Source organism: Rossellomorea sp. NS-SX7, assembly GCF_052828565.1.
The window spans coordinates 335,660-350,038 of record NZ_CM128249.1 but is presented as its reverse complement, the minus strand read 5'-3'; the positions used below and the strand labels follow the sequence as shown (position 1 = coordinate 350,038).

Genomic DNA, 14,379 nt, shown 5'->3' with positions numbered 1-14,379 from the left:
CATGAAACTGCTGACACTGAATTGCCACTCATGGCAAGAAGAGAACCAGCTTGAGAAAATCTCTATCCTGGCGCATGACATCGCGGAGAAATCCTACGACGTCATCGCGCTTCAGGAAGTCAGCCAGCTCATCGAGAGCGAAACCATGTCCGGTTTTGTTAAAAAAGACAACTTCGCCCTCGTTTTGCTAGATGAGCTCGAGCGGCTGGGCATCACCGGATATCGTCTCGTGTGGGATTTCGCCCACATCGGCTATGATGTTTTTGAAGAAGGAGTCGCGATACTAACCAAGCATGACATTGTTGAAGAACACCGCTTCTTCATTTCAAAAAGCCATGACCAGTCGTACTGGAAAACCCGCAAAATCGTCGGGGCCACCATTTCCTATAACGGTCGTCCCCTTACCTTCTACTCTTGTCACCTCGGCTGGTGGCAGGACGAAGAAGAGCCGTTCAAGTTCCAGGTGGATTCCTTAATGGAACAGATCACGGCCGAGTCGCCCGCATTCTTGATGGGAGACTTCAACAACAACGCCCATGTCCGCGGTGAAGGCTATGATTATCTGTTATCCAAAGGACTTTTTGATACGTATGACCTGGCTGGTAAGCGGGATGAAGGCGTGACCGTCGAAGGCGAGATCGCCGGCTGGGATGAGAACAAAGTCGATTTGCGGATTGATTTGGTTTTGGCCAGTGAGAAATTTGAGGTTACTTCTTCTAAAGTGATCTTTAATGGTGAAAACAAACCTGTGGTTTCGGATCATTATGGGGTTGAAGTGGTGATTGAGGGTTTGTCGATTTAGTTTGGAGGAAAGTTCTTTTGCTAGTCCCGTCTATTTAGTAGGCGGGACTTTTTTTTGATTAAAATCTGATTTGATAAGCCCATTTTAAAAAATTGCATGAGTTTTGGTGTATTTTAGTATGAAAAGGTATGGAGGAGACTCTGTTGAAGAAAAAATTTGGAGCTAGATCTAATAATTGCGCCAGTTTCAGGATTATTGCGCCTCTTTTTTAGTTATTGCGCTACTTTAGAAATAATTGAGCCGCTTTCAGATTAATTGCGCCACATTTACTATAATTGAGCCTATTGTCGAATTTTCTTGAGCGGAATTCACACATGGGCAGGTTCATCGCATCAACCTCAGTCGGCTCCCAAAACCGCTCCATTCCCTTACCCGCAAACATTTTGAAACCTCGCCCTCTTCCCATCCGTATATAAACCATACACAGAAATAGACCTTGGAAAGGGGAACATAAATTGGGTAATATCTTATTATTTTCAGTGATTGTCGGGTTGATCATGGCACTGCTTCTGGTCCCGGTCACTTTTACAAAAAAGAAAGAGGGGAATGCGAACCCTTCCGTTATCGGCATGATCGCAGCCACGATGATCATTGCAGTCATCGGTTCCTTTGCCTTCTATTACATGACGAATCTTGATCGCAACTTTACATCGATGTGGATCCTCTTCATCGTCGCTGCGGCTGCCGGTGCTGCTTTCGCCACAGGCAAGGAGCGAGTGGTCAAAAGCGGGATATTCCTGTTCGGTCTTGGCGTCGGGGCTTACTTCCTGACAGCCTTCGTCTTCAACGCAGACGAGAAATATGAATCGGCTAAAATGGAGGTCAAAACAGAAATCGAAGCATTTGATGAAGAAAAAACACCTGCAAGCGTACCTCCGCAATTTGCGCGGAACAAAATGAAAAAAGCATTCGGACAGGTGCCGAATACAAGTTACTATGAGCTTGGCGAATTACAGATCCAGAAAGTGAACGGCAAGTATGTGTACATCGCTCCTGTTGAATTCTCCGGATTTTTCAAATGGATCAAGGGAGACGAAACACCTGGATACTTCACGCTGAGTGCAACCGATTCAACAGCAAATCCGAAATTCATGAAAGAAAAAATGGTCTACACGCCATCCTCTTTCTTCAACAAGAACATCGAACGTCATATACGCATGAATTACCCGAAACATATCTTTAATGGGGACGTTCAACTCGAAGTGGATGACGAAGGCAAACCTTTCTATATCCGGACGTACGGCGACTTCATCTCTGCCCGTAACGGATTTGAAGTGGAGGGAATTGTCGTTGTCGATCCTCAGAACGGTGACACAAAGTCCTATAAACTGAGTGAAGTCCCTGCTTTCATCGACGGGGCGGTATCACCTGAAACGGTGAGCCTGCAGAACAGTTACTTCGGAAACTATGTTCAGGGCTTCTGGAACAGCGTATTTGGTAAATCGGACGTGAAACTTCCTTCCGACGAAGGGACCGAAGCGAATGTCAGCCCTATTTTTAACGAAAATGGCGAGATGTACTACTTCACGGATTTCACATCTCCGAAAGAAGGCGTCGATTCGATGCTCGGGTACTCCCTGACCAACTCACGGACAGGTGAAGCAACATTCTATACAGGAAACCTCGAGGAATCCTACATGGATTCACAAGGTGCCCTGCAAATCATCCAGAAGAAATTCATCGAGAAAAAATGGGACGGCGAAATGCCGGTTCTCTACAACTTCTTCGGTGAAGCAAGCTGGCTGACACCGGTGCTTGATGCCAACGGCTTCCTGCAAAATTACTTCATCGTATCAGCAGCGAACCCTGAAATCTCGGCCTATGCCGACACGCCGAACCAGGCACTCAAAAAATACAAAACCGCCCTGCAAAAAGGCGGCGGCACAGTCGACGGCAGCTCGAAAGCTGAAGAAAAACAGACAGCCGGCACCGTCGTCCGAGTCTACAAGGAAAAAATCGGCGACTACACAGCCGTTTCATTCCTGCTCGACAACGGAAACAACTATCTCGTTTCTTCCGAAATCAGCCCGCTGGCGATTTACTTGAAAGAGAATGACAAGGTCAGCATCACGTATATGGACACCGGTGAGAGCTTCCTGCCGGTGAAGGAATTGAAGATTGAAGGATTGGAGTAATAAGAAAGGACGAAACCTGGTTGGTTTCGTCCTTTTTCATGTGTAGAATAAAATGCCCGTCCCTCAATACTGAAACGCGATCAATCATCGAGGGACGGGCCTTTAAAGTAAACGATTTCACTATCAATATGGTAAAATATTGAACAACCAATAATGAAAGAAGTGATTGTTGTGAATGAAAGAGATAAACTATTCCTTCATCATCAAGAAATGATGGGGTGGGTCGAGTCGCTTAGCTCGACTTCCAAGGAAGACTGGCTTCGTCCGATTGAAGAAAACAAGTGGAGTATCGCTGAGATCATCAGTCATTTTGCTCCTTGGGATGATTTTGTCGTGAGCAGCCGTCTCCCCTATCTTGGAAGCAGCGAGCCCCTTCCATCGGCTCCCGATCCTCAGATTCTAAACAATCAGGCGGCCACACAAGCCCGCTCATCCGAACAATCGACTGTCATCCGATCATTCATTGATTCAAGAAAGCAATTGATTGTCAGCCTTCAAGGAATATCTGATGAAGGCTGGGGGCAAACGATAAAGCCAGGAAAAAAAGAAATGAGCTTGGCCGATTATTTAGAGGGCCTGGCCAACCATGACCTTCATCATAAACAGCAGATTGAAAAAGCCCTGGCAAAACAAAACGCTCAGATTTGATCTGAGCGTTCCTAATAATCCTCCGCATTCATATAAAACACGTGATTATCCGTCCATTTCCCATTTTCATGGATAAAGCCTTTTCGCGTACACTCGTACTTCATCCCGACCCCTTCAGCAAGCTTGATCGAAGGGACATTATCCAGATTGATATGAGCTTCCACCCGGTGATAATTGATTTTTTCAAAGGCGATCTTCAGTGCACCCCGCACGGCTTCTTTCCCGTAGCCCTGTCTCCAATGCGTATTATTCAGCGTATAGCCGACCCGGCCCCAATGAAAACTCAGCCTCATCAGAGTGGAAAAATCGACATTTCCAATGTAGGCGCCTGTCTGCTTCAGGAAGATACCTAATATATATACCTCATCGTTATCCATCATCTCATTCTGCTTTTCAATCATGTCATGAAACCAGAATTCTGTGCATTCACTCATATCCTGCAGTCCAAGATCATACTTGTGCTGAGAAGGCAGCTTGTTCATATTCTCACGGAGCCAGTTATGATAATCACTCTTCATGAACGGCCGCACGATCAACCGTGCTGTTTCAATGCTTAAACTCCTTTTATCCACGGAGCAACCTCACTTCCCGGGCATACATATCCTGTGTTCCCTTGTAACTATTTTACTTTTATTATATCAGTTTATCAGGCGAATCTACTCTTTTCTTTCAATCTCGATTTCTTTCGTAAAAGGAAAACCGAAATACGTGTACTTCACTAGCACAACGTCGATCTTTTTACAATGATCCAGCGCCAATCCATAATGACGGATTGTACTTCTGTTATCCAGTTCATCAAGCTGAATGACCTCTTCACGGCTCAGACTCGGTTCAATGTCGTACTCATCTATTGGATGAAAACTGATTCCCTTGATTTCATCCTTCACCGCAAAAAGGCCGACCAGCGCATTGGAACGGCTGACGCCCAGTTCAACTTTACGGGGAGTCTCGCCGCCATTGACCAGCACATCAGTCAATTTCACCTTATGAATTCCATCATTTTTCAGTTCCACCGTAACAAGTCCGGGCTGTTCCGTACTCCAGCCATGCCCTTCACTCGCGAGCGGCGGATTCAATTTTAAATAGAGCACCAGGCATGCCAGAAGAACCGCGGCCGCTCCGATGATCCATCTCACCATCTTATTCACTGAGTTTCACCTCACAGCTATCCTCTCCTTTTTAGCCTACGATACTATTTCTCGTATCGTGCCTATCTATAATGTTCTAAATTTTCCCATAAACGAAAAGAAGCGCTCCCTCACAAGGGCAGCGCTTCGATTCCATTATTTTTGTTGGGACCACTTTTCCCACTCTTCTTCAAGTTCCTTCTCAATTTCCTCATCCGAAAGGGCGTGGCCGTCACTAATATCAAAATGATTGGCTAGGCGGTTAAGTTTTACATTAATCATCCAAAGACTGATCACCACGAACGAAATAATAAGAATAACAATGAAGTCCATGAACACTTCGAATCCCCTCCTTACCTATTTATATTAAGGAGGATCCCTAAATAGACGAGGGTTCGGAAAGTCGGGACCGAAGAACGAATCAGGAAATGGGCCCGTTGTCGGGTTGAGGCTCGCCTCCAGGACAAGGGCGGGACAAGGGGACAGGTCCATTGTCCCGTTACTTTACAGGGAAAGTTTCCGGAAACTCCCGCTGCCTCAACACAGATGAATCGAGCCTGGCTCGAAATAGGACTGTTGTGCCAGGAACAATTCCACTCGATTGTGCCTGGTACCATCTCCTCAAAAAAATGTACGGGGTACAGTTCCAATCACTTGTACCTGGTACACCCGCTTCAAATTAATCTTGGTACAAAATCACCAGCACGTACCAGGTACACATCATGCACCATTGTACCTGGTACAAATCTGTCCCGTTGTACTTGGTCCACAAAACAACCTCTCACGGACTAACTCTTCTAATAAGCCTTCGCCCAATACACCATCTTCTCCGCTTCTTTCCCGCAGGACACACAAGCTTCCGCCACTTTTTCCTGCTGGAACGGCATACAACGGGAAGTCGCACCCGTCTCTTCCTTGATCTTATCCTCACAGGCAAGCTCGCCGCACCACATCGCCTTCACGAAACCGCCTTTTTCAGCCATCACCTGTTTAAACTCGTCAAATCCTGTAGCGACACTCGTCATCTCCTCGCGATGCGCCCTCGCTTTTTCCAAAAGGTTCTTCTGGATTTCTTCGAGCATCAGTGGCACCTTCGCCTCCAATTCACCAACAGGCACCGTCACCTTCTCCCCGGTATCACGGCGGGCCAAGATCACCTGGCCGTTCTCGATATCACGCGGCCCGACTTCCAGGCGCAACGGAATCCCCTTCATCTCATACTCATTGAACTTCCAGCCCGGCTTCTTGTCACTCGCATCGATCCCGACACGCGCCACGGCAGACAGCTTCTCTTTAAGATCATAGGCAAAATCAAGCACGCCTTCCTTATGCTGCGCAATCGGCACGATCATCAGTTGAGTCGGCGCCATACGCGGAGGCACTACAAGTCCGCGGTCATCACCGTGCACCATGATCATCGCCCCGATGATGCGCGTCGTCAGTCCCCATGATGTTTGCTGGACATGCTGCAGCTTGCCTTCGCGGTCGGTGAACTGAATGCCGAACGCCTTCGCAAATCCGTCACCCAAATGGTGGGACGTCCCTGACTGCAATGCCTTCCCGTCATGCATCAAACTCTCGATCGTGTACGTATACTTCGCACCGGCAAACTTTTCTTTCTCCGTTTTCTGTCCTTTGACCACTGGGATCGCCAGCAGTTCTTCACATAGCTCCGCGTACACCTCAAGCATTCTCACCGTTTCTTCGTGAGCATCCTCATCCGTTTCATGGCATGTATGACCTTCCTGCCATAAGAACTCCAGCGTACGCAGGAACGGCCTCGTCGTTTTCTCCCAGCGCACCACATTGGCCCACTGGTTATACAGTTTAGGCAGATCGCGGTAGGAATGGATGATATTTTTATAATGCTCACCGAACAGTACCTCGGAAGTCGGACGGACACATAATCTCTCCGCAAGCTCCTCTTCACCGCCGTGCGTCACCCATGCAACTTCTGGCGCGAATCCTTCGATATGATCCTTCTCCCGCTGAAGGAGGCTCTCCGGAATGAACAGCGGCATATACACATTCTCATGCCCCGTTTCCTTGATTTTCGCATCAAGCGCATTCTTGATATTCTCCCAGATCGCATATCCGTAAGGACGGATGATCATAGATCCGCGCACACTCGAATAATCGACCAGCTCCGCCTTCTTCACTACATCCGTATACCACTGGGCGAAATCCTCATCCATCCCGGTGACGTCTTTCACAAATTCTTTTACCATACATAGCACCCTCTTTTTTAAAATATAAGCGTGTCCCCACACCTTTTTGATAAATAAAAAAAGCCCCGCTTATCATCAGGGACCATTGCTGGCGGTACCACCCTGATTCAAAGCAAAGCTTTACACTCTCACATGATAACGGTATTCAACCGCTGAATATTCAGACTCTGAGGCAGGTTCAAATGAGTGTCATAGGAGCCTCGCACCACTCTGGCCCCCTCTCTGAAAAGACAGGTTCACTTTACTGATCCTCATCAATGTTTTTGATTATTTTAGATGATTATATAGAGATTTCCATGTAGTGTCAATTTAATTTTCACCGTGATACGAGCGTCTTCTTTTCAAGCGGCTTAACCCTTAATCTGTTTAACGTATAGATACAGAGGAAAACAGTCACTATCAGCATCACGACAGCGCCTGCGATCACCACTCCCCGGATGGATAAAAGCTCTGCCCCTGCACCGATGGATACGGTTGCGGCAATGACAAGTACTCCTTCCAGCCAGCCATACATACTGCTCACGCGACCCATCACCTCAACCGGTATCCGCTCCTGAATGAACGTATCAAACCCTGTCTCTGCAAATGCCAACGAGAAGGACAGTAGCGAAAAGCCCACTGCGGCAGCGACGAAACCTCCTGAAAATGAATACACAATATACCCGGCTGAAACCATCACTGAGCCGAATGCGATCAAGTGGATATCCCGAACCTTGTCTGCAATCGCAATATTCACGAGCGCCCCGACAAGGAAGCCCGCCCCCGCAATGCTTACCAAGTATCCATACGTGCTGTTTGAAAGCCCCAGCACTTCTTTTGAAAAAGCGGCCTCCAATGAATCGACCGCAGCGGTCATGACGATCATGCAGCTGAACAATAGGTACACCACCATCACATAAATGAAACGGCGGCTAAAATCCTTGACCACCCTCCAGTCTGCCTTGATCAATTCAAAAGAGAACTTTTCCGAATTGGCAAGCGAATCTCCCTCCAAATTCGGAAGCAGGAGGGTAATCAATCCCGAAAGAAACAATGCGGCAGCGTTCAAATAAAGCGCCATCTCCGGTGTACCGATGATGAATAACACTCCGGCAATGGCTGGTCCGACGATGAAAGCACCAGACCCGATCAAGCTCCGGAGCGCATTGAACCGCTGCCTCTTTTCCCTCGGAATCAATTTCGTCATATATGTCATCGAGGCCGGATAAAAAACCGCACTCCCCATATTGATGACAAACACAACAGCATACATCAGCGGGATTGATGAAATGAACGGCAGCACTGCCACAAGCACCGCCCTGAGTATATCCAGAAACACCATCAATCCCCGTTTATTCAACCGGTCGATCAGACTTCCCGCCCACGTATTCGTAACCAGCGCAGCCAGCGGCTTCAGCACATAAAGAATCCCGACAGCGAGCGCAGAACCCGTCTCATCCAACACAATCAAATTAAGTGCAATCAAGAATATCCATGCTCCGACATTCGACAATCCTATGCCCATCAACAGCAAAAACGGATCCTTTAACCTCATCATCAATCTTCCTCCCCGCGATATTATTATCAGCGCCCGTCCCTCTACGCGTTAAAGCGTAGCGGGACGAGCCATCAATTTGACCAATAAAAAAACCCCACCCCCAAGACGTTTAAGTCTTGGGGGCGAGATTTGATCGCGGTGCCACCCCAGTTCGTCGATATGTCGCCATATCAACCTTTTCGGGTACGGCTTTTTGCATATACCCTAGCTCTATAACAGGAGCTCCTGTCACACCATCCCATTGGACCCGTTCCGGTGTGCAGCTCAGAGTCTTGGTTCACCGACAGCCTTCCTGCCCCTTTTCAGCTCCCGGGGCTCTCTTTCAAAGAATTCTGCAGGCTACTCTTCTCGTCATCGCTATTGTAAATTTTTTCTATTCTATCATCTCTTTGACGGGATGTAAACTAAATTTTCATATCATCAGATAAGGCTCCACCAACTCCTCATAACCCGGCCTCTTCTTAATCATATCCAGCATCATTTCCCATAGCTCATCCAGCGCCCTGCTGTCGTTCGTTGTGTAACAGCCGGAATAACGATACTCGTAAATATCATCATTCATTCGGAGTTTCAGCTCATATCCTCCGTAAGGCTGGTAATTGCAGTTCTCACCATCCGGCAGGTTCAGCCCATCCTCAAAACCGATGCTTTTAATCTTCGCATAAATATCATCACGCTCTTCTTTTGTAAACGAGATTGGCTTCACTTTATCCTCCCGCGTGATCGTTTCATTGAATGTGCTGATCGTCGGCCCGTGGGAAGCGATGATCTCGATATCAAAATTTGAACTGTTCGCAAAGAAACCACTCAGCCACTCATTCCCGATGAATCCAAGCTTCTCTCCCTTCACCACTGCAAATATGAACACGAGCAGGAGCACAATCAGAAAACTGATCACCGGTGCATACCAGCGTCTGCGGTAAGGCTTTTCCCTCTTCACTTTTTCCCTGACCATGTCCTTCAACTCTGCGCTGAACTCCAGACCCTTCAACCCATCATCGGTCATCTTCTTTATCTTCCGCTCCAGCTCCCTATCCATCATACCTCCTCCCTTCTCCATACATTCGATAGAGCCGCTCCCTGCCTGTCTTCAGCCTCGTCTTGACCGTACTCGGGTTCAGCTCCAGGACCTCCGCCATTTCCTTCACTTTTAACTCTTGATAATAATGTAAAAATAAGACCTCACGATACTTGACCGGCAGCTTGAGCAGCTTCGAATGAAGTTCACTCCGCTTCTCCCCGTGGATCGCCTTCGATTCGGGGTTCCCGCGCTCATGAATGATTTCACTCACCCTATTTGTAAAAAGAATCTTCCGTGTATCCCAGCGCTTCAAATGATCCTTACACAGATTGATCGTGATCCGCATCAGCCACGTCTTCAAACTCGACTCACCCCTGAAGGAATCCATCTTCGCATAAAATTTCACGAACACTTCCTGTGCAATATCCTCCGCAAGTCCATGGTCCTTCACATACGAATATGCCATATACAAAACCGCCTGCCCATATTCATCCATGGCCCTTTCAAGCAGTTCATCCTTACCTGATTCTTCTTGCAGCCGTTCCGTCCTCAACACGTTCCCACCTCAATTCTCTGCACCTTAGACGACACACTATGTACGATGGTTTGGAAAATTTTATGTTTATTTTAATTGTAAAGGAAATTCTTTTGAAGAGGTGGTTTGTTTGAAAAAGGGTTTGACAATCTGGAATTGAGGAATTTTGCGGTTTCCATATTATGTTAAAATCAGCATATATCAAAATTTTTCAGCATAAAATGAAAAAAGTCAGCATATATTTAAATTTGTCAGCATATACTAATATTTTTGCGCATAAATCAAAAAAAGTCAGCATAAATACAATCAGCTGACTTAAACCGTCCACTCAGCGGGAAAGCGGGCAGCATTCAGACCCACTCGCACTAATGCCGCTCTCCATACTATTCACCAAGTGCTGTTTTAAACTAAAAAAACAACAAAAAAAGAGCTCCTACAACATCTAAGCGCTCTTCTTCGGTCCTATTAACTTCCCATCTTACGGCGGGTATTACTCGGCTTCTTCGTTTGCTGACTCTGCATGCGCTGATTCGCTGCCAAGCCGTTATTTGCTTGCTTGCCGCCTGCCTGTGCTTCTTTCTTCTTTGCCAGCTGCTGCTTCATCGCTTCCTGCAGGCTGATCTTCTTCTTTTCAGTCATCATGAGACCTCCTTTTGAGGCAAAACTTTATTATTTATTCATTATAATACATCATTTGGGAGAAAACAGCTTGTTTTTGAATCCATTATTAGAAAAAACAGCTCATCATGCAACTCGTCGTGTCCTTTGTCAGGTAAAATTCAGTCACGGCCATCTATTCGATCCACTTTGCGCTTCATTCATTCCACTTTTTGAAAATACATTCCACTTTTCCTAAATACAAACCACTTTCGAAATTTACATGCTACTTTTCAGTTTTACAAACCACTTTCCCCCATATTCAAGCAACTTGTCGAAAAATCTTTATGTACTTCCCAGAATCTGCACTTAACGTAAACGTGCACTTCTTATCCACTTCCCGGCAAACAACGTAAATGTCACTTTCTCAGCCACTCCCAGCACTTAACCTAAACGCCACTTTTTCAGGTCCCCGGCACTTAAGCAAACGCACTCTTTTCTCACCTATCTCATCCCAACATTTCACTTCTACCGCCTACACGACACCAAAAAAGACCAATCCCCAAAGAGATTGGTCCTTCACTTAAAACCTAGTGATACCCATTCTGCCCGTTCGCAGAACCAGATGTCTTCTGCTTAGGCTTATGGTTTTGGTTCTGCTTTGTTCCGCCATCTTTTTTCGTTTTCTTTGTCATGCTGAATCACTCCTGTTTTTTATTATTGAAAAACAAGTCCGGCTAGCGGGTTCATCATTGGGACACGGTTCCTGTCCCTCCGTCCCGCTGCCTTCACACCGGTCGTTTTATCTAGAGGACAAAACGACCCGCATATCAAGAAAACACTTGGTTTATGAACCATTCTTATTTTGCACAGAAAAAGAAAAGAGCTTCCCGGTAATTACCGGAAAACTCTTTAAGATATGTCTGTGATATTTTTGATACAAGCCCGCACCTTATCGGAACACGCTTACGCTGCAGATTGAGGAACGTCCTCATCGACTTGGATCAAACCGCCTGCATTCAGTCGTTTTCTTAAGCCAAAGATGAAGGCCAAAACAACAGCAACCGTTCCGATCGTCGCCCCTGCATAGGAAACTCCCATCGATAATCCGAATCCGATCGGAGCGTTCAGGATGTAGGTGAACGTGACCATCGTCATGAATACCGCCGGCACACTGGCCACCCAGTGAGGTTTTTTCTGAAGCGCAAGGTACATCGCGCCCACCCAAAGGGCGATCATGGCAGTAGATTGGTTGGCCCAGGAGAAATATCTCCATAATAAGTTGAAGTCGATTTGAGTCAACACCATTGAAATGACGAATAATGGAACCGCAATCCATAATCGGCTTGAGATTTTCACTTGCTTCACGTTGATGTAATCAGCGATGATCATACGCGCACTTCTGAACGATGTATCGCCTGATGTGATCGGAAGTACGATGACACCAAGGATCGCTAGTGTTCCACCGATGGAACCAAGCATCAGCATGGACACTTCGCTGACGATTGCAGCCGGCCCGCCCTCAGCAAGGATCGCGCTTAGCTCGCCAGGCTCGAATAAGCTCATTGCTGCAGCTGCCCAGATCATGGCGATGATGGCTTCTAGAATCATCATACCGTAGAAAATCTTGCGTCCGTTTTTCTCATTTTGAGTCGTTCTAGAGATGATCGGTGACTGTGTCGCATGGAACCCTGAAAGTGCACCGCACGAAATCGTCAAGAATAGCAATGGGAAGATCGCAACTGAATCAGGGTGCATATTCGTAAGCGTCATTTCTGGAATATCCGCTCCCGTGATGACAAGTCCTGCTCCGACTCCCACTGCACTGATCAACAGTAGAGCACCGAACAGCGGATACACGCGACCGATGATTTTATCGATTGGAAGCAGTGTCGCCACGATATAGTAAACGAAAATCGCTGCGATGATCACGCCTAATGAAATCCATGCTGGAGTCAGATTGGCAATCAACGCTGCAGGTGCTGTTACGAATACCGTACCAACAAGCACCAGAAGTAAAATCGAAAATCCGTTTACCACGTGTTTCATCGTTTTTCCTAAAAACTTCCCGGCAAGGGCAGGCAGATGTGCCCCACCGTTACGGATAGAAATCATACCTGTCAAATAATCATGAACCGCTCCGGCAAAAATCGCCCCGAGGACGATCCATAAAAACGCGACCGGTCCGTAAAGAGCCCCCATGATCGGTCCGAAGATCGGTCCGACACCAGCGATGTTCAACAGCTGGATCATCGAATTCTTTTTGGTGTTCATCGGCACATAATCGACGCCGTCCGCTTTCGCATAAGCAGGTGTCGTACGCGCCTCTTTCACGCCGAAAATCTTTTCAATGAACTTTCCATATGTGAAGTAACCAACGATTAATAATGCAATTGCAACAAGAAATGTGACCATGATGTTGATCCCCTTTCGTTCAATATGAATACGCTTACATCATATCAAACAACGTCACAGTATCGTCACATTCATGTTTAACATGTCAAAAAAACCGACTGACATGTGTTCAATGCCGATTAACGTGCAATGACTTTTCTGCTAATTGCCGCACCTCCGCTTGTTCCTTTTCTCCCAGCCCCATCTGCCTATATGTAACAATCCTTTAATGGAAAATTGACGCAGGCTTTTCAACAGCTTCATCCTCTCTTCAATTTTCTTTCTTACTCTTAAATAGAACGTTATTTGAGAGGAGAATGACAATGAACAAATTCATGAGGAACATCTGTTTATCAGCAGCCGTAATCGGCATCGGGGCAGGCGCCGTCACCCCTGCATCCGCTCAATCTGGCAACGAGCCCCAGATGAACGACAACCAGATCCTGAACATCTCACATCGCGGTGCTTCGGGACATGCACCTGAGCATACGCTTGCCTCCTATGAGCTCGGCGACCAAATGGGCGGAGACTACATAGAACTGGATCTTCAGATGACAAAAGACGGCGAACTCATCGCCTTGCATGACGAAACTTTGGACCGCACCACAAACGGCACAGGCCTCGTGAAAGATTACACCCTTGAAGATATCAAGGCTCTCGATGCTGGTTCATGGTTTAACGAAGCCTATCCTGAAAAAGCTAAAGAAGAATTCGCGGGGCTGCAAGTACAAACCCTGCAGGAAGTAATCGAACACTTCGGCAAAAACAAGAACTACTATATCGAAACAAAATCACCTGAAGTCTATCCGGGAATGGAAGAGAAATTACTTGAGATCCTTGAAGAATACAACCTGACAAGACAAAATGGACCATCAAGCCGTGTCATCATCCAATCATTTAGTGAAGAGAGCTTGCAAAAAGTCCATAACTTGAATGATCAAATTCCACTGGTACAACTGCTTGATTACAAAACACAGGCCACTATTACGGACGAAGAACTCGCTCACTACTCAGAATACGCAGTTGGCCTCGGCATGAGCTATAAAAAAATCGATGAAGCATATGTTCAAAAAGTAAGGGAGCATGACCTCCTCATCCACCCGTACACAGTCAATGAAAAGGAAGATATGAAACAATTGCTTGAATGGGGCGTAACGGGAATGTTCACGAATTATCCGGATGTATTGGAAGAAGTGCTGAAGGAAATGAAGCTGAATTAAGCTTAAAAGATGCGAAGTTACCGTGCTTCGCATCTTTTTTCAATAGATCGATCCGTTAGATGATGGAACTGGCTAATCAGCACAAAAAATGTACCAGGTACAAACTGCACGGATTGTACCTGGTACACTTCAAGA

13 protein-coding genes and 2 other annotated features are annotated in these 14,379 nt (G+C 46.6%); of the genes, 4 read left to right on the top strand and 9 right to left on the bottom strand.

Features of this window, described 5'->3' with window-relative positions:
• The first annotated feature begins 1 nt into the window (after nt 1).
• From ACUXV2_RS01630 to ACUXV2_RS01620, 3 genes are all read left to right on the top strand, one after another.
• The gene (locus tag ACUXV2_RS01630; RefSeq protein ID WP_446245330.1) at nt 2-802 is read left to right on the top strand and encodes an endonuclease/exonuclease/phosphatase family protein; all 801 of its coding nucleotides are present in this window, start codon (nt 2-4) and stop codon (nt 800-802) included.
• Between the two features lie 455 nt (nt 803-1,257).
• Nucleotides 1,258-2,937: a hypothetical protein gene (locus tag ACUXV2_RS01625; RefSeq protein WP_446245329.1), complete on the top strand. Its 1,680-nt coding sequence runs from the start codon at nt 1,258-1,260 to the stop codon at nt 2,935-2,937.
• A 171-nt stretch (nt 2,938-3,108) separates the two neighbouring features.
• Nucleotides 3,109-3,585, top strand: coding sequence for a DinB family protein (locus tag ACUXV2_RS01620; RefSeq protein WP_446245328.1), 477 nt, complete (start codon nt 3,109-3,111; stop codon nt 3,583-3,585).
• An 11-nt stretch (nt 3,586-3,596) separates the two neighbouring features.
• On the opposite strand, the gene ACUXV2_RS01615 is transcribed toward ACUXV2_RS01620, so the two are convergent.
• From ACUXV2_RS01615 to ACUXV2_RS01575, 9 genes are all read right to left on the bottom strand, one after another.
• Complete coding sequence (locus tag ACUXV2_RS01615) at nt 3,597-4,157, bottom strand: GNAT family N-acetyltransferase (protein ID WP_446245327.1); 561 nt, start codon at nt 4,155-4,157, stop codon at nt 3,597-3,599.
• 84 nt (nt 4,158-4,241) lie between these two features.
• A complete protein-coding gene (locus ACUXV2_RS01610; RefSeq protein WP_446245326.1) occupies nt 4,242-4,733 on the bottom strand; it encodes a hypothetical protein in 492 nt (163 codons plus the stop codon).
• 135 nt (nt 4,734-4,868) lie between these two features.
• Nucleotides 4,869-5,051 (bottom strand): hypothetical protein, encoded by a 183-nt coding sequence (locus ACUXV2_RS01605; RefSeq protein WP_446245325.1) that lies wholly within the window; start codon nt 5,049-5,051, stop codon nt 4,869-4,871.
• A 458-nt stretch (nt 5,052-5,509) separates the two neighbouring features.
• Nucleotides 5,510-6,940 carry a proline--tRNA ligase gene (proS, locus tag ACUXV2_RS01600; protein WP_446245324.1) on the bottom strand — a complete coding sequence of 477 codons (1,431 nt, stop codon included), beginning with the start codon at nt 6,938-6,940 and terminating at the stop codon, nt 5,510-5,512.
• Nucleotides 6,941-7,014: 74 nt separating this feature from the next.
• Nucleotides 7,015-7,207 (bottom strand) — a binding site (T-box leader).
• A 49-nt stretch (nt 7,208-7,256) separates the two neighbouring features.
• Entirely contained in the window at nt 7,257-8,477 is a 1,221-nt protein-coding gene (locus tag ACUXV2_RS01595; protein ID WP_446245323.1) for an MFS transporter, read from the bottom strand.
• 115 nt (nt 8,478-8,592) lie between these two features.
• Nucleotides 8,593-8,841 (bottom strand) — a binding site (T-box leader).
• A 48-nt stretch (nt 8,842-8,889) separates the two neighbouring features.
• Nucleotides 8,890-9,516: a hypothetical protein gene (locus ACUXV2_RS01590; protein WP_446245322.1), complete on the bottom strand. Its 627-nt coding sequence runs from the start codon at nt 9,514-9,516 to the stop codon at nt 8,890-8,892.
• Nucleotides 9,509-10,051 (bottom strand): sigma-70 family RNA polymerase sigma factor, encoded by a 543-nt coding sequence (locus tag ACUXV2_RS01585; protein ID WP_446245321.1) that lies wholly within the window; start codon nt 10,049-10,051, stop codon nt 9,509-9,511. Before ACUXV2_RS01585 ends, ACUXV2_RS01590 begins: the two co-directional genes overlap by 8 nt.
• A gap of 447 nt (nt 10,052-10,498) precedes the next feature.
• Nucleotides 10,499-10,672 carry a hypothetical protein gene (locus ACUXV2_RS01580; RefSeq protein ID WP_172248312.1) on the bottom strand — a complete coding sequence of 58 codons (174 nt, stop codon included), beginning with the start codon at nt 10,670-10,672 and terminating at the stop codon, nt 10,499-10,501.
• 924 nt (nt 10,673-11,596) lie between these two features.
• Nucleotides 11,597-13,045: a carbon starvation CstA family protein gene (locus tag ACUXV2_RS01575; protein ID WP_446245320.1), complete on the bottom strand. Its 1,449-nt coding sequence runs from the start codon at nt 13,043-13,045 to the stop codon at nt 11,597-11,599.
• 302 nt (nt 13,046-13,347) lie between these two features.
• Between ACUXV2_RS01575 and ACUXV2_RS01570 the strand changes: the two genes are divergently transcribed.
• Complete coding sequence (locus ACUXV2_RS01570) at nt 13,348-14,244, top strand: glycerophosphodiester phosphodiesterase (protein WP_446245319.1); 897 nt, start codon at nt 13,348-13,350, stop codon at nt 14,242-14,244.
• Nucleotides 14,245-14,379: the final 135 nt, after the last annotated feature.